Below are 19713 nucleotides of genomic sequence, written 5' to 3'. Positions count from 1 at the left end.
TTCCGGTAGATGTCTATGGCTGGAAAAAGTCACACGCGGCTTATTGTTAAATTGCTCTGCGTGGTTATCGGCATGTTTGCTTTTGGTTTTGCCCTGGTTCCTATCTATAACAGTTTGTGTAAGAGTTTGGGAATCAACGGCAGAACCAATGCGCAGGCTGTTGCCTATGATGTTCAAAAAATAAAAATTGATAAAACCAGGATGGTGACGGTTGAATTTGTCGCTACAAACAACAGTAGTGTACCCTGGGCGTTTTATCCGAAAACCAGAAAATTGAAAGTGCACCCTGGAGACATTGCCAGGCTTGCATTTTATGCGGAAAACAAAACCAACTATCCTATGACCGTACAGGCTATTCCAAGCGTTACTCCGGGAATTGCTGCAAAATACTTAAAAAAAACCGAATGTTTTTGTTTTACTCAGCAAACGTTGAACGGACATGAAGCAATGGATATGCCTTTGCTTTTTCATCTGGATCCAGAATTGCCTAAATATGTAAAAACCGTTACCTTGTCTTACACTTTATTTGATGTAACGGGCAGAGTATAAATAAGATAAGGGCGACACAATAAACCAGTACCTTCTGTGTCGCTAAATAGGATTTTGACAAATCAATTCATCTCTAACTGTCGTATAGGAGAACAGAATACAATGGGAGCTCATGGAACTTATTATGTGCCTAAACCCAGTCATTGGCCTCTGGTCGGGTCGATTGGATTAACAACCACACTAGTTGGTGCAGCCTCCTGGCTACATGCCGACTGGTATGGGCCTTATATTTTTATTTTAGGATTGGTTATTTTAATGATCATGATGTTTGGCTGGTTTGGTCAGGTGATTTATGAAAACCAGAAAGGACTTTATGATTTGCAGGTGGACCGCTCTTTTCGCTGGGCAATGTGCTGGTTTATTTTTTCAGAAGTCTGTTTTTTTGCGGCCTTTTTCGGCGCTCTCTTTTTTGCCCGTTTCTGGTCTGTCCCTTTGTTGGGTGGCGAAGTGCATCCCATTACTCATTATACGCTCTGGGCAGATTTTAAGGCGACCTGGCCTCTGCTGACCAATCCTGATAATCAAACCTTTGTGGGGGCGAAAGAAGCAATGGGAGCCTGGGGACTTGCTGCCATAAACACCTTGATCCTTCTGACTTCCGGGGCAACCATCACTTGGGCTCACTGGGCATTGAAACTCAATAAGCAAAAACAATTAATTATCGGTATGTCCTGCACGATAGCTTTAGGTGTACTTTTCCTTATTCTGCAAGGTTATGAATATCATGAAGCTTATACTGAAATGGGCTTAACGTTGGATGCCGGTATTTATGGCACAACCTTTTTTATGCTGACGGGCTTTCATGGTCTGCACGTGACCATAGGAACCATCATGCTCATCGTAATTTTGATTCGCTGTGTAAAGGGACATTTTACACCGGAACGTCATTTTGCATTTGAAGGGGTGGCCTGGTACTGGCACTTTGTCGATGTAGTGTGGTTGTTTTTATTCGTTTTTGTTTATTGGTTATAATCAACGATGTTAAGCAAGAGGGAGCAAATATCCCTCTTAAGCATTTACGAGAAAATACAGCCACCTAACAAAAATCAAATGTTCAAATAAACCGTAGGATCCGGAACACCTGCCTGCAGGAAACCTTGTTTTCTGAACGTGCAGCTATCACATTGCCCACACGCAGCACCTTCAGAATTGGCCTGATAGCAGGAAATGGTCAAAGCATAATCTACCCCCAGCTTTGTTCCGCTAAGAATGGTTTCGGCCTTTGACATATATTGCAGAGGAGCGTGAATTCGAAAAGAATCGCCTTCAACGCCCGCTTTCGTTGCCAGATTGCTTAATTGTTCAAAAGCTTTGATAAATTCAGGACGACAGTCTGGATAGTGGGAATAGTCAATGGAACTGACACCAATGAAAATATCTCGCGCACAAAGCGCTTCGGCAAGTCCCAGCGCAATACTTAGAAAAACCGTATTTCTTGCCGGTACATAAGTGACCGGAATTTCTGTGTTTCCCTGATAAGAAGGGACATCAAGGCTGTTATCAGTAAGTGCAGAAGCGCCAAATTGACCAAGGTCAAGATGAACGACACGGTGCTCATGTGCACCCAAAGATTGAGCAATACGCTTTGCTGCCATTAATTCAACGGCATGCCGCTGTCCGTAGGCAAAACTTAAAGCGATGCATTGATAACCCTGATTCCTGGCAATAGCAAGGCAAGTACTGGAATCCAATCCTCCAGATAACAAGACAATGGCCTTTTTTTTCATGAGTGCTCCAAAATATTCTGAGGCTCAGGTAATTAAAGGTAGAGATTGCACATTTCAAAACAGTTTAATTTGCCATAAATGACAGACAAGCCACAAAAATGTTTTGATGTTGTTTGAAATGAGCAGCCTGCACCTTCACTATTACTTACGAACAGGCAATGAACATTGTAGTATTGGTTAAATTCTTGCTAGAATGTTGCCAGATTACGGTCAGTACGGAACATAATGATATCAAAAAATATACATCCTGTCATACTTGCAGGCGGCTCTGGCACACGTTTATGGCCGCTTTCCCGTAAAAATTATCCAAAGCAGTTTCTTCGGTTGCATGGAGAACAGTCATTATTGCAACAAACCGTACAGCGTGTTTTATCATTAAATGCAGCCTCTCCTTTGATTGTCAGCAATGAAGCGCATTATTTTCTTTGTCAGGAGCAATTACAGGATTATCAGCTGGATGAGTTTTATTTGCTTGAACCTTGTCCTCGCAATACAGGCCCCGCTATTGCAAGTGCCGCTAACTATCTTCGGGAAAAAATAGCTCCTCATGCTTTGATGCTGGTGTTGCCCTCTGATCACTGGATAGGTGATGATGAGGCGTGGCGTGAAGCAATGTTGACAGCAGCTCAATTTGCCATAGAAAACCAAGTGCTCGTGACTTTTGGCATTCGTCCGGATTCAGCAAAAACAGGTTATGGTTATATTGAAGCCGGCCAGGCATGTAATGAAAAAATCCAGCAGGTGCTCTCTTTCAGAGAAAAACCAGATGCTGAACTTGCAGCTCATTTTATTGCTCAAGGCAGTTATTATTGGAACAGTGGCATGTTTATGTGTCGCGCTGACGTTTTTCTTGATGAAATTGGAAAATATGCCAGTGAGATACTTCAACAAAGTTCTCTTGCCTGTTCTAAAGGCTGCCAGTACCATGACTATCTGCGGCTTGATTTAGATGCATTTTCACAGTGCGAAGCAAATTCGATCGATTACCTGGTGATGGAAAAAACACAAAAAGCGGTCGTTGTCCCAGTGACAATGGCATGGAGTGATCTGGGTTGTTGGCGTTCTGTTGCAGAGTCCAGGGAACAGGATGCGGAAGGCAATTCCCTGCAAGGCAATGTCATGGCAAGAAACACCCACAATTGCCTCATCAGCAGTGAGGGGACTTTAGTAACGACTTTAGGAATCAAAGATCAAATCATTATTGCCACAGGCGATGCGGTTCTTGTTGCCGATAAACAATATGCCCAGCAGGTCAAAGATATCGTCAGTCAGCTTGGAAAAGAGCAACATCCATTGGTTCATGATCATCAGCGCGTATTTCGTCCATGGGGATATTATGAGATCCTTGCTGAAGGTGAGGATTTCAAAGTGAAACGCTTGATGGTTAAGCCTGGAGCACGTTTATCCTTACAAATGCATCAGCACCGTGCCGAACATTGGGTGGTCATTGGCGGTGAGGCAGAAATAGTCAATGACCAGCAAACAAGCCGTCTATCGGTAAATCAGTCCACCTACATCCCTCAGCGTACCCGCCATCGTTTGAGCAATCCCGGCAAAGAACCGCTTTATGTCATCGAAGTGCAGAGCGGCAGTTATCTGGGAGAAGATGACATTGTTCGTTTCGATGATATTTATCAACGCCAATTCCTGCAGTCAGAATGTGTGTCTTCATAAATTACAAGCCAATTCAGTTTGTAAGTCAGTTTTTGTAACTATCACAAACTAAATGACAAATTATCTTTCAATTTTGTAAATTCTTTGTTAAGCAACTTGTCCTGCAAATAAATGATATGTTATAAAAAAGTACATTTAATTTTTTTGTGAATGGTTTGATGTAAATAATTAAAGATTTCATCACCAAGAATACTCTAAAAGAGGTGATACCATGAATGCGCAAACACAAGTCATTATTCCAGATTTTATTCTGAGTGATGAAGAGATGCGCCAGTATCGTCCTCAGCATGAAAATGAATTCTTCCAAAAACACATCAAATACAAAAAACAAAGGGCTGAAGAGGAAGAGGTTGAGAAGCTGCGAATTTCCTTATTAAGCTCTTTAGAGTATTACCTCAATATCTTGCAAAAATGCAACCCAGCCATGTTTAAATACATGAGCAATGATGAGCTATATCAGCTCTTTCAGGATCTTCATCATGCTTATTTATTGCTTGTTGCCAAATATCAGCATGATTTATCGTTTGGGAAAAAGGAACAATTAAAAGAGATTAAACAGCAGCAACGTCATTGTCTTCGATTGCTCAAGGCTTTGCAGTCTGAGCTTTATGATACTGATAGTATCCCTGTAGAATACCTGCAAGAAGAACCAGTTAAATACTGCGGCATTCCTTTTGCCCGCTGGTTTGTTGAAAAAATCCATCAATTTTCCACGGGTAAAACCAAGGTCATCAAGGAATGGATGGGTGATATCAACGAAAGACGGCTTTACTGGGTATGGGGCGGTGGCCTGTTAAAGACGGTTCTTGACAGTCTTCCTGATGAGTTTTTTAACAACCATCAAGCCAAGCAGGAGACGTCGGCTCCAAGCCCCTATATTGGAGCTTTAGGCTGGATTTTGTATTATGCCCGCTTTTTTATCAATTTAGGCTTGTTGCTGAAGCATACTATAAGAGGCCCATGGATGAGTGAGGAAGAGAAAAGCACTCCATGGACAAAACGGTTAAGTATGCAATGGCAGCAACGTAAATTTGCGCTGCTGAACGATTCCATCTGGGCGACGGCCAATCTGGTCTGTTATTTCTGGTTAGTGGGGCCCGGTGTTAAAGGTCATGCCGGTGATGCTTTGACCATCCTGTTATTAGCTATGGATTTAGGTCTTAGCATTTGGCGATATAAGGAGTCCAAGGCCCAGTTTAAAAAAGAGTTGACTGCTCTGGAAGCGAACAGACAGGCACTAATGGATAAGTTAAGCCTGTTAGAGGAACAAGAAGAAATCAATAGAATCAATATTCAAATCCGGCAGATGGATAAAGCCATTGCCAGGTGCAAAAGCGACTGGAAGTATAAACAGATTTCATTGATTAACGATATATCCTATGCTTTGGCGCTGATGGTCAGTTTTGCTGTATTAAGCGCGCCCTTTTTGCCCTTTGCCGCACCTGTATTAATGACCATGGCGATTGTCGGCACGGTGGCTTGTTTTGCCTTAACGGTGATTTACAGTGCTATCAGCGCTGGGGTGGAAGTGGCCAAGGCCAATCACGCCAAAAATGAAGCTAAAGAAGAGTTGCGTTTGCTTTTAGCACAGTACGAAACGGAAGAAGATGAGAATATAAAAAAGCGGCTTTATTTAGAGATGAAAGACTTAATGGCTGAGACGGAGTATCAAAAGAAAGTCTGCCGTTATCAAGCCATTTGCATGGTACGCTCAGTGCTTATTGATGCCATGATCCCAGTGGTTGTTTTTGCTGCAACGGTTTTTATGCCTTTGGGAGTTGGCCTTGCAGTTATGGGCGCCGCTCTGGTGGTCGGTTTGTTATCGAAAGTCATCATCGATAAACTTGCAAAACCCAAAGAAGCTGAAAAAAGTGAATTTAATAAAGAAGAGTATAAACGCTTTAATAACGCCCCAAGCCTGGAGACTTTAAAGCCTGAAGTTCCTTCTAAAACATCATTATTGTCAGGACTTTTCAGTAAGAAGAAAGGGAATGAGGCTAAGGAGACTAAAGGAAAACCTGAAATCAACGAGGATGTGGTTCTAGCCCATTAGGTTTCAACAGCGCCTCTGACATAGCGCAGCCTGTCATTTATCTTGATATTCGACTTTTTTCGATACACTGGCTTGGCCATTAAGTTCAAGCCAGATGCAACCTGTTGCATCACTGAAATAAAAATCCAAGTCCAAAGTTTTAATCAATAGTAAGTCTTTTCCTGGTTGAGCACCAAAAAACTAGTATGTCTTTTATAAAAAATTATTGCATCCAATGATTAAAAAATAAAATCATATTGGTCAAAATATGCACAATAACGTACAATTTAAATATGTGCTCTTGAATATTAAATCATATGCCTTTAATTTCTGACATTCTTAGTGGAGCAGATATAACTGAACATTACCTGGATGTAGAAAACGAACAATTTAAAATTTATCGTTATAACAAAAACGTTTATGCGGTTCGCTATGATGAAAACACTTCCCAACCCGTTGATTTTGTTCATATGTGGCATAGCCACAAAGGTGGGCCTAAAGACCCTCCAAAATATCTGGATCAAGGTGCATTTGGCACTGTATATGAAAAAACAGAAGATAAAGTGTTTAAAGAGTTGGAAGATAAAATGTCTAGAGGGCATGAGAAAAAAACGAACATTGCTATTTTAGAGCAAAAATTTCTTCTTAAAGAAAATAATATTGAAGAATACTTCATTTTGGGATTATGGAATATTAAAGATAAAAATAACGTATTTTTTAACATGCCGAGTGTCAAAGAGACTTCAAACAATTTCGACGACAACAAGTTGGAATTGATGTCTGATGAATTTATTCTGGCGCTTAAGAAGCTTAATGAATTAGGTTATATGCATCCCGATTTAGCCAGTATTAAGGGTACTCGTTTTCATTGGAGTCCTCAAAATATGCTCAAAACAGTAGAAGGCATAAGGCTCATCGATCTTGACAGGGGTTTAGATAATTATAGAGAGAATGCCAAATTTAGGATTTCCGGTAGAGATCAATGGATATATGTATATAATTTTTCCCAAAAAGGAGATTGGAAAAAAGTGCTGCAGCATTGGTATGAAAAAAATGAAGGGAAATCCTTATCAGACAATCCTAAAGCTCTTCTTAGTTTATATAAAAGCGGAAGTATCTCATTGCCAAAAAGCGTTGTCTATGAGATGCACTTAAGCAATTCAAGTGAAAACGTTACAGAATATCGATCTGGAAATAAAGAGGATAGAAAGCATACTTTTCATGAAGTCAGTGCAGAGGATTTTAAATCCCAAGAATATAAACAAGAATATCGGGGAATAAGAGGAGATGCTCTAAAAAGAACGATTCTTAAAGAGCTTAAAGACGCTTTAGAGGATGTAAAAACGGAAGAAGAGTTGGAAGAAATTAAGTCAAATTTTTTTAAATCTCCTGAAATGAAAATCATCGATAAGCCTCAGGGCAGAGCAACAAGGATGCTTGGTCATTTTGGTTTAAAAACTGATGCTCACAAAGCTGCTGAAGAAATATTTAAAAAAGCTGAAGAAAAAATAAGCAAATTTTCAAATACACCGTTATGATTTTGCTTGATGCCTAATAAAACTGTTTTTTTGTAACTCGACTTTAGCCATTTTTTAGGGCTCGAATCCCCGCTACTTGATAGCGGGGTCCATACGGGAGCTTCGCATAGATACCGCGGTCGATGCCGCGGTAATTCGTGCGCTGCGCGCCATGGAAGGCTGAAAGCCGAGGCGCGTAGTCCGCGATAGGCTGCGATTTTTTTAAACAGCCCGAAGGGATGTTAAAAAAATCTTTCTGCAGCCGTTAAGTCATTGGTGAAGGCGTACGCTTTGCTCGTTCAGAGCAAACGTGCCGTAAACAGGACGCTCGCGGCCCAAACACTTCGCGCGTTGGCGAGTCGATTTTGGTGACTTGGATGTCCCAAAATCTTTCATGAGGTAGCGCGACTCTTGCCATTCTATTTTCTCAAGTCATCGATTTAAAGCGACTTTGATAAATATAACGATGCGCTTCTATGGCTTTATCTATTGCTTTCCTTTACTTGAAATATGGCTAAAGTCCAGTGTAAAACCAATCATAAAAATGATTGAAAATCGAACACATAATTAATGAAATATTAAGATTATTATATTATCATATTGTGTAAAATATCAAATCAACCATTTGCAGCTAGTTCGCAGGAGAAGTTAAACATGCCTTTAATCCAAGCCTGGGTAGAAACTCCCACACCTTATTAGATTTAATGAATAGGATTCCTAATGTAAGAGATGAAAGACAATTAAATCGTCTTTATCAACAATACTGTCAAACATATACAACTTTAACTTCAGATTCTGCTGTAAAGGCAAACTCTGACACACAAAAAGCACTACAGGAGATGAATCCGTGTAAGATTGCTGATATTAATGAAAAGAAAATTCAAGTAGAGTTGTCTGCTTTATGCGGAAAGCGTGCCAGGAAACAAAAAAAGGCCATTCAGCAAGAACTCGTTGGAGCAACTTTTAATGAAGACAGCGGTAAAATCACACTTGACTCAGGAAATAACCTGCAGATATTTGATGAAACTTTTGAATTTTCCGGGCTTAGTGGAAAAGCAGTCACGTTAATTGATACGGATGGATCAGGGCTTACTTCTCGTGAAGCGGTATATTATGACCCTTCCGATGCATTGTTCGATCAGAATAGCAAATTGGATAAGTTATATCGTCAGATTTTAAGAGAAAAAACCCCAGCACTGAGAAAAAGCTGCAAAAAATTCAGAGCCAACTAAGTCAGTGCTTTTTTTCTGATGATGTAAAATCTTTAACGGAACAATGGAAAAAAGAGCATCCTGAAGCTGTTCTGAAAAGTAGCAAGGGAGAAGTGACACCTCTCGTTCCCCTGGAAAAATTCATTCAATCCGGCCGAGGTAAATGTCGTCATCACTCTTTTGCAAATGCTGTTCTTTTAGGCCGTCTTGTTCGGGACGGAATTCTTCCTGAAGGGAAGGTCAGACATTATAAAGGAACAGCTTATAATGGCAGTGCTCATACTTGGGTTATTTATCAAACAGGCAAACATACTTATCTGCTGGATTCTACTTTAAAAAACAAACAAGTATTTGATTTGAACGATGTTAAAGATAGACAAAACGCTATTGAAGCATATAGTAGCCGAGGCTTAAATGGGATTCTAGATGACATGTTGGAACAACTTCAATTAATGTCAATTAATAGGCCTATAGCAGCAGAACTAATAGACGGTGCTTTAAGCAGCGTGGTTGAGTTAAATGAGGAAGATGAACAAAATTACCTTTGTCCAATCTCCTTGCAAATCATGAAAGATCCTGTGGGTTTTAAAACCAAAGCCGGAAATATTATTTATTACGATAAAAAATCAATTGAAACTTGGCTTAGAAGTCATAATACAGATCCAATGACTCGACAGCCTGTAACTCTCTCTAGTTATTTACCTTCTGATGAAAAAAAGAAAGAAATACGTGAGTTTTTAGAAGGTAAGCTACCGGAGACGACTGAAGATCAGATTCAATCTCATTCATCACCTGAGGAAAATGAGGAAGTTTATAAGCGTAAATACGAAATACTGGTCAATAAGGTAAATGCAATTAGCCAGTCTGCTTATGCTGGTCGGTGTGCCCGCTTTTTCAGGACGGCTCATAAATCCCGCTTTGAATCGCTTGATGCGGTAAAAGAAATTATTGAGCGATTTAATGAGAGTGAAGGTATGAGTTATCAGAAGCGGTACGAACATTTACGCCAGGAAATTGAGTTTCAAAAAAACGTAACTAAGGCGGATCATGATGGAATTGATCAAACCAAGGGGCGGAAAACGTTGCAAGGCAATAAAAGCCGTTTAGTTCGGTTTTATGATGATGCACTTCTTGCTGCTGATACCATCAGCCTTGAAAGCGGAGCAATATATAAGAGTATACACTGAAATTAACGTGAATTGGTTTTGACTTAATCTGGCATAGGATCTCGTGTCGCAGCATCACAATAGAGGTAACCTGAAATGCTGATGTAACACGCAAAAAGTTGAATATCGCTTTCATCTGGATATCTCCCGGTAAAAAAGTGTATAATTGCACGATTTATTGCGCAATAAATACACGCTATGAATCTTGACAAAAGATATGACGTTATCGTTGTAGGTGGAGGCCATGCCGGAACCGAGGCAGCGCTTGCGGCTGCCCGTATGGGAGCTCATACCCTTTTACTGACCCATAACATGGACATGCTCGGCCAGATGTCCTGTAATCCGGCCATTGGTGGCATTGGCAAGGGGCATTTGGTAAAAGAAATTGATGCGCTCGATGGCATCATGGCCAAAGCAGCCGATAAGGCCGGAATACAATTCCGTATTTTAAATGCTTCTAAAGGACCCGCCGTAAGAGCAACCCGTGCTCAGGCGGATCGTGTTTTGTATCGTCAGGCGATAAGAGAAGCCTTGCAAAGCCAGCCAAATCTCACTTTATTTCAGCAAGCCGTAGATGATTTGCTGATAGAGAAGGAGCAAGTCATTGGTGTGGTTACCCAGATGGGGCTGAAGCTATACGCTCGTTCGGTGGTCCTGACCGTGGGAACCTTTCTTGGCGGTAAGATTCATATCGGAAAAGTCCAGTCAGCCGGTGGGCGTGCAGGTGATCCTCCGGCCATTGCCTTGGCCCAGCGATTGCGTGAAATGCAATTACCCGTAGGGCGGCTAAAAACGGGGACACCACCGCGCATTGATGGAAAAACGGTGGATTTCAGCCAGATGACGATACAACCTGGCGATACTCCTGTTCCCGTGTTTTCTTTTCTTGGGGAGGTCAGTGATCATCCAAAGCAGGTACCCTGCCATATCACTTCCACGACGGAAGCAACCCATGAGATCATTCAGAATAACCTTCATCTGTCAGCCATGTATTCAGGGAACATCGAAGGCGTGGGACCCCGTTACTGTCCTTCCATTGAAGATAAAGTGGTTCGTTTTGCCGATAAGTTATCTCATCAGATTTTTGTTGAGCCGGAGGGATTGACTAGTCAGGAACTTTATCCCAATGGTATCTCCACCAGCCTGCCTTTTGAAGTTCAGGTTCAGTTTGTAAGAACCATTAAAGGGTTTGAACAGGCTCATATCACACGACCAGGCTATGCCATTGAATATGATTATTTTGACCCGCGCGGACTGACTTCTTTTCTGCAAACCAAAGTGATCGCCAATCTTTTTTTTGCCGGTCAAATCAATGGCACTACCGGCTATGAGGAGGCTGCAGCTCAGGGCTTGATTGCCGGAATGAATGCTGCCCTGTGGGTGCAAGAACAGGAACTTTGGTGCCCAAGACGTGATGAAGCCTATATCGGTGTTCTCATCGATGACTTAATTACCTGCGGAACGCAAGAGCCTTATCGAATGTTTACCTCAAGAGCTGAATATCGTCTTTTGTTGCGAGAAGATAATGCTGATTTGCGGTTGACGGAAAAAGGACGACAACTGCACATGGTCAATGAGGAGCGATGGCAGCGTTTTTGTGCGAAACGAGAAGCCATTGAGCAGGCTAAAAAACAACTTGACAGTACTCATGTAAGAGTCAACCATAATGCTTTCCTGCAAGATATACTTGAAAAACCGCTGCAGCATGACTGCCGTGCGGCGGAATTTCTGAAACGCCCGGAAATTCATTACCAGCATTTATTGGCTTTAAAAGATTTGGAGTTGCCCGAGCTCTCTAAAGAAGTGGCAGAGCAAGTTAACATTCAGACCAAGTATGCCGGTTATATTGAACGACAACAGATGGAAATAGAACGATTGCGCAAGCATGAAAACCTGCGCTTGCCAGCCTCACTTGATTACGCTGAAGTCATAGGTTTATCCGCGGAGGTGGTGCAGAAGCTGAATCAGATTAAACCTGTATCACTGGCTCAGGCAGGCCGTATTTCTGGTGTGACACCGGCGGCATTGTCCCTGCTTTTGGTTCATTTGAAAAAGCGAAATTTAAGCGCATGAACGAGACGGATTTAATGCTGAAACTGAATAAGCGATTAAAGCCATTCGGTTTTGAGCAGTACAGCGATAAACTCATTCTTTATTTATATTTGCTGAACAAATGGAACCAGGCTTATAATTTAACTGCTGTTCGTGAGATAGAAACAATGCTGGACAGACACATCATGGACAGTCTTGCCATTTCTCCCTGGCTTAAAGGGAAACGTCTCATTGATGTCGGTACAGGGGCCGGTTTACCAGGCATTCCGCTTGCTGTTACCCATCCTGACCGTCAATTTGTGTTGTTGGACAGTAATGGCAAAAAAATTCGTTTTCTTCAGGAAGTCAAGCGTCAACTATCCTTAACGAATGTTCAAATTGAGCAAAATCGTGCCGAGAACTACCGCCCTGCTCAAGGTTTTGATACAGTAATAAGCCGGGCATTCAGCAGTCTTGAACAAATGATCCGCTGGACTCGCCATTTATTAGCGAAGCAGGGAATCTGGCTTGCTATGAAAGGTCGTTATCCGGAAAATGAATTAAGACAGTTGGCCTATTCTTATACGGTACGTTGTTACACGGTGGAAGGCATTGAGGCTGAACGTTGCTGTGTTCTTATTGACTCATGAGTTATTGATAACCAAACTAAGGAAATATGTATTATGGCGAAAGTCATAGCCATTGCAAACCAAAAAGGCGGTGTAGGTAAAACCACAACAGCCATTAATCTGGCGGCATCCATCGCTGCCAATCGCCAGCAGGTGCTATTGGTTGACCTGGATCCTCAGGGAAATGCCACCATGGGCTGTGGCGTGGATAAAAATCAGCTGGTCCATAGCATGAATGACGTATTGCTCAGAGATTGTCTTGCCGAACAAGCCTGTTTAACCACCGCTTGTGGTTTTGATTTGCTTCCTGCTAACGGTGATTTGACCGTGGCTGAAGTCAGTCTGATGGAGCGCAACCATCGAGAAACCTTTCTTTTTAAAGCTTTACAGCCTGTAAAATCAGCCTATCATTTTGTTTTAATTGATTGTCCGCCTGCCTTAAACACCTTAACCATCAATGCTCTTGTGGCCGCGGATTCAGTATTGATTCCAATGCAGTGCGAGTATTACGCCCTTGAAGGACTGGCTGCTTTGATGTCTACCATTGACCAGGTAAAAGCCTCTGTCAATCCGCGCTTACATATAGAAGGCGTGTTGCGTACCATGTATGATGCACGTAATCGCCTGTGTGCAGAGGTTTCAAGACAGCTGTTGGATTATTTTAATCATCGGGTTTACCGCACAGTCGTGCCCCGGAATGTCAGGCTCGCCGAGGCACCCAGTCATGGCATGCCGGCCCTCCAATATGATAAGAATTCCCCTGGTGCAGCAGCCTACATGGTATTGGCATCTGAAATCCTTAACAAACAAACGGTAGCAGGCTAATTTTGAGGTGGTTATGACGGTTAAACGCAGCAGCTTGGGTCGGAATCTTTCAGCTTTACTGGGACAATCCCATGCGATGATGTCGCCTCAAAATCCTGCAGAAAGCTCTTTAAGATTAGATGTGAGCTGTCTGCAGCCTGGAAAATATCAGCCACGGGCTGAAATTGAAGAAACACCGTTGCAGGAACTGGCTGCCTCCATTAAACAACAAGGCGTATTGCAACCCTTACTGGTTCGGGAAATCAGTAACGGTTGCTATGAAATCATTGCTGGTGAACGTCGCTGGCGTGCGGCTAAACTGGCTGGATTAACGGAAGTGCCGGTGATTTTACGGCAGGTGGATGATGAGACAGCCATGGCCATGGCCTTGGTGGAAAATTTGCAAAGGGAAGACCTAAATGCCATTGATCAGGCTCGTGCCATGCAGCGACTGGTCTCTGAATTTGCTCTGAGCCATCAGCAAATTGCTGATTTACTGAGTAAATCAAGGGCTGCTGTTAGCAATTTTTTACGTTTGTTGAGCTTATCCACAGAAGTTAAACGTTTGCTTGAACACGGTGATCTTGATATGGGACATGCCAGAGCCATGCTGACTCTTGATGAGGAACAGCAGCATCAGGTGGCGCAAATCATTATCGCCAAACAGTTGTCGGTGAGAGAGACTGAGCATTTAGTCAAGCGAGTTAAAGAAGGTAAAAAGGAGTCTAAGAATAAACCGGATATTCAACCTGTTTTCAAAGAGCGTGTCCAACGATTGGCCGAGCATTTGCAGGCTAAAATTAAATTAAAACCAACACAATCGGAAAAAGGAAATTTGATCATCCATTATGACAGCCTGGACAGTCTCGAAGAGATACTGGATCGATTTATTGATTAACATGAGTGATTACTCCCCCCAGCGTTTTATCAGATCATTGTCAATCTCAAACAAATCAAGAACCCGTCCTACGGTATCATTTACAATATCCTCAATGGTTTTTGGCCGGTGATAAAAGGCAGGAACCGGCGGGCAAATGATACCGCCCATTTGCGTGACGGTGGTCATGTTTTGCAGGTGAATCAGATTCAGTGGGCATTCACGTGGTAAAAGCACTAGCCGACGTCGCTCTTTCAAAACGACATCGGCTGCACGGCTTAACAGATTTGAACTGATGCCATGGGCGATTTCACCTAAGGTTTTCATTGAGCAAGGGGCAATGATCATTCCTAAAGTTTTAAATGAACCGCTGGCAATGCTGGCAGAAATATCATTGCAGGGATGATAGACGTCAGCCAGTGCCTTAAGCTCAGAGGCTGAAAGCTCGGATTCATAAGCGCGGGTCAGCTGCCCAGCTTTAGAGACCACTAAATGTGTCTCAATGGATAGAGTTTGCAGCACTTCTAACAAACGTATGCCGTAAATGATGCCGGAAGAACCGCTGATACCAATAATGAGTCGGGGATGTTGGGCCATAAGGATCCACAGATAACCGTTTTGAGTATTTTTCTATGTAAAAATAAGCTAATCACAAACCAGATTCGGAATAGAGAAAGATGATTTAAGTTTAAATCATTCGACGCTCTGGCACTTTAGACAGTATAAATGATTTCACTACTTCTTGCATCTTGACATTTCCTGTATAATTTGTCCTTTTTTGAACGCAGGGATAACCGGCATGAGCAAGAAACGTAAAATGTTAGTGACCAGTGCATTGCCTTATGCCAATGGTCATTTGCATTTGGGCCATTTGGTAGAGCATATTCAAACCGATATCTGGGTCCGTACCCACAAAATGCTTGGTGTGGATTGCATCAGCGTTTGCGGCGATGATGCGCACGGTACACCCATAATGCTTAAGGCAGAGCAACTGGGCATTTCTGCCGAAGAATTGACGGCACGTATGCAGAAAAGTCATGAAGAGGATTTTAAAGCCTTCGCCATTCACTATGACAGTTACCATTCCACCCATTCAAAGGAAAATAAGGAGCTGGCGACAGCCATTTACCAGCAGTTGCAGGCCAGAGGCGATATTGTAAAAAAAACCATACGTCAAGCCTTTGATCCTGTAAAGGAAATGTTTTTGCCCGATCGTTTTGTTAAGGGGACTTGTCCAAACTGTGGCGCAGAGGATCAATACGGTGACAACTGCGAAGCCTGTGGGGCAACATATGACCCAACTGAACTGATTCGTCCTGTGTCTGCCCTGTCAGGTGTTACTCCTGTTGAAAAGGAATCCGAACATTATTTTTTTGATTTGCCACGTTATGAAGCCTTACTCAGGGAATGGACACAGCAAGGTCATTTGCAATCCGAAGTCACCAACAAGCTTGATGAATGGTTTACCTCAGGTTTAAAACCTTGGGATATTTCCCGCGATGCGCCTTACTTTGGTTTTCTTATTCCAGGGACAAAAGATAAATATTTCTACGTCTGGTTAGATGCACCTATTGGCTACATGGCCAGTTTTAAAAAATACTGTGATGAAAAGGGAGTGTCATTTGCGGACTACTGGTCGGAGAGTTCAGTGACTGAACTTTATCATTTTGTCGGCAAGGACATTATCTATTTTCACGCCTTATTCTGGCCTGCCATGCTGGCAGCCAGCGGACACCGGTTACCAACTGCCATTTATACTCATGGTTTTCTGACTGTAAACGGCCAGAAAATGTCAAAGTCGCGAGGAACGTTCATTGAAGCGCGTACCTACCTTCAATATTTAAATCCCGAATATCTGCGTTATTATTTCGCTGCCAAGCTGAACGGAAGCGTGGATGACATTGATTTGAATTTTGATGATTTTGTCTACCGCGTCAATGCTGATCTGGTGGGCAAAGTGGTGAACATTGCCAGTCGCTGCGCTGGATTTATTAACAAGCGTTTTGAGCAAAGATTAAGTACGGAGTTGCCCGAACCTCATCTTTATGCAGACTGGCTTTCAGTAAAAGACACAATTGTAGAGGCTTTTATTGAGCGTGATTATGCTCGAGCTGTTCGAGCGATTATGAACTGTGCCGATAAAATTAATCAATATATCGATCAACACAAACCCTGGGTCCTGGCTAAAGAGGATGAACGTTTACCGGAGGTTCAAGGGATTTGCACGATGGGATTAAATGGATTTCGCCTGCTGATGACCTTTTTAAAGCCGGTATTGCCCATCATGGCTGAGGCGGCTGAAGATTTTTTAAATTCACCACCTCTTTTGTGGTCTACGGTCGATAAACCCTTATTGGACCATCGCATTGAAGCCTTTAAGCCTTTAATGGTTCGGGTAGACAGGGAGAAAATTGACGCCATGTTGGCTCAGGGCAGGGAGGGTTAATGGTCTCGGTAAAAGACATTGATGCTCTTCTTCCTCAGACTCAATGTGGTGAATGCGGGCATGCGGGATGTATGCCTTATGCTGAAGCGCTGGCGGCTGGACAGGCTTCTGTTGATCGTTGTCCACCTGGGGGAATAACGACCTTAAAGCGTTTGGCAAGCCTGTTAAAGATTGATCCTTCGCCTTATCTGGAAGCTGTAAAAGCGAATACCCGGGCGCCGGCAGTGGCTAACATCAGGGAAGCGGAATGCATTGGCTGCACTAAATGTATTCAAGCTTGTCCTGTAGATGCTGTCATTGGCAGTGGGAAGCATATGCACACTGTTATCCCTCAGGAATGTACCGGTTGCGGCTTATGTATTGAACCATGTCCTGTGGATTGCATCGATTTGTTACCTCTGCCTGAACCTCTGTATGATAAAGAGCAGGCAAGAGCTCGCTACCATGCTCGCCAAAGTCGTTTATTAAGAGAAGAGCAGGACAAACAGCGACATTATAAGGAAAAAAGGCGTCTGGCAAGCCTCAAGGCTGATCAATCACAAGACAAAAAGGCTAAACAAGATTATATTTTAAAAGCGCTCGCTCGAGTACAGGCTAAAAAATCTTATGAATAAAGAAAAACGACGCGCCATTTTTGAACGCTTTCAAGCAAAAAACCCTCATCCTGAGACGGAATTAAACTATAATTCTCCTTTTGAATTGCTGGTAGCTGTCATTTTATCGGCACAGGCAACCGATGCCAGTGTGAACAAGGCAACGGCTAAATTATTTCCTAAAGCTAATACCCCGGAGGCTATTCTGAGCTTGGGAGAGGAGAAGCTCAAAGAGCTGATTAAAACGATTGGGCTGTACAATTCCAAAGCTCAAAATATTATCAAAGCCTGCCAAATCTTGAAAAAAAAACATAATGGAAAAGTTCCAGGGACTCGGGAAGAGTTGGAAGCATTGCCTGGGGTGGGAAGAAAAACGGCCAATGTGGTTTTGAATACAGCTTTTAATCAACCCACCATTGCAGTAGACACCCATATTTTTCGTGTATCCAACCGTACTGGTCTGGCTAAAGGTAAAACACCACTGGAAGTGGAGAAAAAACTTTTAAAATACCTGGATAAGGAATTCATAAAAGATGCTCATCATTGGTTGGTTTTACATGGGCGATATATTTGTGTGGCACGCAAACCGAAATGTCCTGAATGTTTGATTCGTGATTTATGTGAATATCCACACAAAACCGCTTCTGAAGATAAAAGTAAATAGCAAGCGCCTGGCAGGCATTATGCATCATCATAATGATTTAAAAACGGTACAATTCATAAAAATTGTTGTCAAAATGCTTTTTTTCCTCTTAGAATAAAATCCTAGGGAACAGGGAGAGGACTATGGGTTGGGTTTCTTGGGCAAAGGAAAAAGCATGGGGGGCTGTCAGTGCGACCGCTAAATACACCTATGGAACAGTATCTCATCTTTTTGAGCAGATTGGAGTTTTGCCTAAAACAATACGCTCATTGCTCGCTCACGAGAGTTCACGGACCATCACTAATCATCTTGCTTATATCATAAGCCATGATTTGCTTCCTCTTTTACTGGTTAATTTTGCCAATAATTATATTCAACAAAGCTTCTCCCCTGAATACGATGAAGAAGATAGCAGCTGGCTCAGTGCCAATTACTTTATTGACTGCTCGCTGATGTTACTCGGTCTGGCAGTTAAAGCGTATAACTTTCGTCAGGGAACACAAATGGCGACTCGGACTATCCTTGTTTCCTTACGGGCAGCCGATGCATTTAATCAAATCAATCCCCGAGAGCGCTCTCCACTTTGCATTGAAGAGAAATGTACGGTGGCTCAACAGATTAAAGGCAGTGGCCGTGAGTTGGTCGAACTTATGGCTAATGATCTTGCGGTTCATCTGATAAGCCAAATCCCCGGCATGAGCGGTGTATCCTACCTGGTTTCTATTTATGTGCGTGGGCGTTATATAGCAAAAAGTACCACGCCGGAGCGCTGTCCTGATCATCGTGCACTCGAGTCAGAATATGCTTTGGCTTTGGGCTTGGGGCATGAAGGGATGGCCATGCTTTTAAGAGCTGCATTGACAGCGACGTCAGGATTACCTCCCGAGTTTTGTTTGAAAACCATGGAGCAGATGTTATTAATGTTTCAAATTGCCATTGCTGCTCATTTAAATCCTCCCTTGGTACGATCAGGGGAGCAGACCATACCTGTTGATCCCATGGATTTATATGAGCGTTTCATGGGCTGGTGGACCAAAGTTGTGGCTTCTGGCTTGAAAAAACAAATCCCTCCATTGCTGCAAGGTCCTCCTTCCAATATCCCCTGGCAAACCATCTCCAATTCTCTGTATAAAGTTGCTCATCACCCTCTGACTCGTCAATTAAAATATATTATTTTGCCTCCTATGTTCCATTCAGAAGACCAGTTTATTAATGACCCCATCATAAAAAGGGACTGGGAAACCTTAATGAATCGAACGGATAGTGTATTGGCGTTTATCATCAATAAAGGCAATCCTGAAAAATCCTATACCGTTAAAGTGGCTGCCTGGGCACCAAAAAGCACTGCGGCAGCGGTGAAAGTGGTATATGGTATTCCCCAGTTCATTACAAAAAGTCTGCTAATTGTGGTTGGAGAAGAAGTTTCACTGGATTACTTACGCGCAGTACGAAACTGGGTTGGTGAGTTAACGATTAAAGTGAATGCAAATACAGAGAAAAAGCTGCTCTTGCCTAGGGCGCCGGATTTAAGAAAAAATATGGAGCCGTCTGTAATCAGCGAAGTCCAGGACAACCTTAAGAGAACTTCTACTAACAGAAATAAAAAAGCAGAAATTAATCCCCGGCTTTTACTGAAGAAGCCTAAGCCAACCATTGATACGACAAAATTACTGCCTTCAAGAGCTAAAGATTCAGTTGTATTTTTCCCAAGTGATTCCCAATTGAAAAAAGAACCCTCACCCCTGAATAAGAATAATTTGTTGAAGTTTTAATTTAGATTAACCAATCTGCTATATAAAATGAGCAAAATTTTC

At 42.5% G+C, this 19713-nt stretch carries 17 protein-coding genes; 15 read left to right on the top strand and 2 right to left on the bottom strand.

Going from position 1 to position 19713, the window contains the following annotated elements; genetic code table 11:
- Positions 1 to 15 precede the first annotated feature (15 nt).
- Positions 16 to 549: a cytochrome c oxidase assembly protein gene (locus E4T55_RS06070; protein ID WP_115325374.1), complete on the top strand. Its 534-nt coding sequence runs from the start codon at positions 16 to 18 to the stop codon at positions 547 to 549.
- Between the two features lie 102 nt (positions 550 to 651).
- A complete protein-coding gene (locus E4T55_RS06065; protein WP_058500995.1) occupies positions 652 to 1521 on the top strand; it encodes a cytochrome c oxidase subunit 3 in 870 nt (289 codons plus the stop codon).
- A 74-nt stretch (positions 1522 to 1595) separates the two neighbouring features.
- Here the strand turns inward: E4T55_RS06065 and queC are convergent, their stop codons facing one another.
- Complete coding sequence (gene queC / locus E4T55_RS06060; protein WP_058500996.1) at positions 1596 to 2276, bottom strand: 7-cyano-7-deazaguanine synthase QueC; 681 nt, start codon at positions 2274 to 2276, stop codon at positions 1596 to 1598.
- A 228-nt stretch (positions 2277 to 2504) separates the two neighbouring features.
- Between queC and E4T55_RS06055 the strand changes: the two genes are divergently transcribed.
- The 9 genes from E4T55_RS06055 (at position 2505) to E4T55_RS06015 (ending at position 14238) form a co-directional block, all read left to right on the top strand.
- A complete protein-coding gene (locus tag E4T55_RS06055; RefSeq protein WP_058501004.1) occupies positions 2505 to 3950 on the top strand; it encodes a mannose-1-phosphate guanylyltransferase/mannose-6-phosphate isomerase in 1446 nt (481 codons plus the stop codon).
- Positions 3951 to 4161: 211 nt separating this feature from the next.
- Positions 4162 to 6003 carry a hypothetical protein gene (locus E4T55_RS06050; RefSeq protein ID WP_058500997.1) on the top strand — a complete coding sequence of 614 codons (1842 nt, stop codon included), beginning with the start codon at positions 4162 to 4164 and terminating at the stop codon, positions 6001 to 6003.
- A 296-nt stretch (positions 6004 to 6299) separates the two neighbouring features.
- The gene (locus E4T55_RS06045) at positions 6300 to 7520 is read left to right on the top strand and encodes a hypothetical protein (protein WP_058500998.1); all 1221 of its coding nucleotides are present in this window, start codon (positions 6300 to 6302) and stop codon (positions 7518 to 7520) included.
- A gap of 683 nt (positions 7521 to 8203) precedes the next feature.
- Positions 8204 to 8731 carry a hypothetical protein gene (locus tag E4T55_RS06040; RefSeq protein WP_058501321.1) on the top strand — a complete coding sequence of 176 codons (528 nt, stop codon included), beginning with the start codon at positions 8204 to 8206 and terminating at the stop codon, positions 8729 to 8731.
- A 92-nt stretch (positions 8732 to 8823) separates the two neighbouring features.
- On the top strand, positions 8824 to 9897 hold the full coding sequence (locus E4T55_RS06035; protein ID WP_058501320.1) for a U-box domain-containing protein: 1074 nt from the start codon (positions 8824 to 8826) through the stop codon (positions 9895 to 9897).
- A 177-nt stretch (positions 9898 to 10074) separates the two neighbouring features.
- Positions 10075 to 11949 (top strand): tRNA uridine-5-carboxymethylaminomethyl(34) synthesis enzyme MnmG, encoded by a 1875-nt coding sequence (gene mnmG / locus E4T55_RS06030; protein ID WP_058501319.1) that lies wholly within the window; start codon positions 10075 to 10077, stop codon positions 11947 to 11949.
- Positions 11946 to 12557, top strand: a complete 612-nt coding sequence (gene rsmG / locus E4T55_RS06025; RefSeq protein ID WP_058501318.1) for a 16S rRNA (guanine(527)-N(7))-methyltransferase RsmG — start codon at positions 11946 to 11948, stop codon at positions 12555 to 12557. The genes mnmG and rsmG overlap by 4 nt, the downstream gene beginning before the upstream one ends.
- Before the next feature lie 33 nt (positions 12558 to 12590).
- The gene (locus E4T55_RS06020; RefSeq protein ID WP_058501317.1) at positions 12591 to 13361 is read left to right on the top strand and encodes a ParA family protein; all 771 of its coding nucleotides are present in this window, start codon (positions 12591 to 12593) and stop codon (positions 13359 to 13361) included.
- A 13-nt stretch (positions 13362 to 13374) separates the two neighbouring features.
- Positions 13375 to 14238: a ParB/RepB/Spo0J family partition protein gene (locus E4T55_RS06015; protein WP_058501316.1), complete on the top strand. Its 864-nt coding sequence runs from the start codon at positions 13375 to 13377 to the stop codon at positions 14236 to 14238.
- Positions 14239 to 14247: 9 nt separating this feature from the next.
- On the opposite strand, the gene E4T55_RS06010 is transcribed toward E4T55_RS06015, so the two are convergent.
- On the bottom strand, positions 14248 to 14814 hold the full coding sequence (locus E4T55_RS06010; protein WP_058501315.1) for a UbiX family flavin prenyltransferase: 567 nt from the start codon (positions 14812 to 14814) through the stop codon (positions 14248 to 14250).
- 202 nt (positions 14815 to 15016) lie between these two features.
- Between E4T55_RS06010 and metG the strand changes: the two genes are divergently transcribed.
- The 4 genes from metG to E4T55_RS05990 all read left to right on the top strand — a co-directional run bounded on the left by metG (position 15017) and on the right by E4T55_RS05990 (position 19671).
- Positions 15017 to 16663 carry a methionine--tRNA ligase gene (gene metG, locus E4T55_RS06005; protein ID WP_058501314.1) on the top strand — a complete coding sequence of 549 codons (1647 nt, stop codon included), beginning with the start codon at positions 15017 to 15019 and terminating at the stop codon, positions 16661 to 16663.
- Complete coding sequence (locus E4T55_RS06000; RefSeq protein WP_058501313.1) at positions 16663 to 17277, top strand: RnfABCDGE type electron transport complex subunit B; 615 nt, start codon at positions 16663 to 16665, stop codon at positions 17275 to 17277. The genes metG and E4T55_RS06000 overlap by 1 nt, the downstream gene beginning before the upstream one ends.
- On the top strand, positions 17270 to 17920 hold the full coding sequence (gene nth / locus E4T55_RS05995; protein WP_058501312.1) for an endonuclease III: 651 nt from the start codon (positions 17270 to 17272) through the stop codon (positions 17918 to 17920). Before E4T55_RS06000 ends, nth begins: the two co-directional genes overlap by 8 nt.
- Before the next feature lie 122 nt (positions 17921 to 18042).
- The gene (locus E4T55_RS05990; RefSeq protein ID WP_058501311.1) at positions 18043 to 19671 is read left to right on the top strand and encodes a hypothetical protein; all 1629 of its coding nucleotides are present in this window, start codon (positions 18043 to 18045) and stop codon (positions 19669 to 19671) included.
- The last annotated feature ends 42 nt before the right edge of the window (positions 19672 to 19713 follow it).

The sequence above is a fragment of the Legionella israelensis genome, from assembly GCF_004571175.1.
Classification (GTDB): domain Bacteria; phylum Pseudomonadota; class Gammaproteobacteria; order Legionellales; family Legionellaceae; genus Legionella_D; species Legionella_D israelensis.
The sequence above is the reverse complement of the archived record's forward strand: the minus strand, read 5'-3'. Positions and strand labels throughout refer to the sequence as shown.

Bases quoted from the DNA above. Each gene is read 5' to 3' on its own strand.
- E4T55_RS06070 (WP_115325374.1), top strand. From the start codon at position 16: ATGGCTGGAAAAAGTCACACGCGGCTTATTGTTAAATTGCTCTGCGTG.
- E4T55_RS06065 (WP_058500995.1), top strand. From the start codon at position 652: ATGGGAGCTCATGGAACTTATTATGTGCCTAAACCCAGTCATTGGCCT.
- queC (WP_058500996.1), bottom strand. From the start codon at position 2,276: ATGAAAAAAAAGGCCATTGTCTTGTTATCTGGAGGATTGGATTCCAGT.
- E4T55_RS06050 (WP_058500997.1), top strand. From the start codon at position 4,162: ATGAATGCGCAAACACAAGTCATTATTCCAGATTTTATTCTGAGTGAT.
- E4T55_RS06045 (WP_058500998.1), top strand. From the start codon at position 6,300: ATGCCTTTAATTTCTGACATTCTTAGTGGAGCAGATATAACTGAACAT.
- E4T55_RS06040 (WP_058501321.1), top strand. From the start codon at position 8,204: ATGAATAGGATTCCTAATGTAAGAGATGAAAGACAATTAAATCGTCTT.
- mnmG (WP_058501319.1), top strand. From the start codon at position 10,075: ATGAATCTTGACAAAAGATATGACGTTATCGTTGTAGGTGGAGGCCAT.
- rsmG (WP_058501318.1), top strand. From the start codon at position 11,946: ATGAACGAGACGGATTTAATGCTGAAACTGAATAAGCGATTAAAGCCA.
- E4T55_RS06020 (WP_058501317.1), top strand. From the start codon at position 12,591: ATGGCGAAAGTCATAGCCATTGCAAACCAAAAAGGCGGTGTAGGTAAA.
- E4T55_RS06015 (WP_058501316.1), top strand. From the start codon at position 13,375: ATGACGGTTAAACGCAGCAGCTTGGGTCGGAATCTTTCAGCTTTACTG.
- E4T55_RS06010 (WP_058501315.1), bottom strand. From the start codon at position 14,814: ATGGCCCAACATCCCCGACTCATTATTGGTATCAGCGGTTCTTCCGGC.
- metG (WP_058501314.1), top strand. From the start codon at position 15,017: ATGAGCAAGAAACGTAAAATGTTAGTGACCAGTGCATTGCCTTATGCC.
- E4T55_RS06000 (WP_058501313.1), top strand. From the start codon at position 16,663: ATGGTCTCGGTAAAAGACATTGATGCTCTTCTTCCTCAGACTCAATGT.
- nth (WP_058501312.1), top strand. From the start codon at position 17,270: ATGAATAAAGAAAAACGACGCGCCATTTTTGAACGCTTTCAAGCAAAA.
- E4T55_RS05990 (WP_058501311.1), top strand. From the start codon at position 18,043: ATGGGTTGGGTTTCTTGGGCAAAGGAAAAAGCATGGGGGGCTGTCAGT.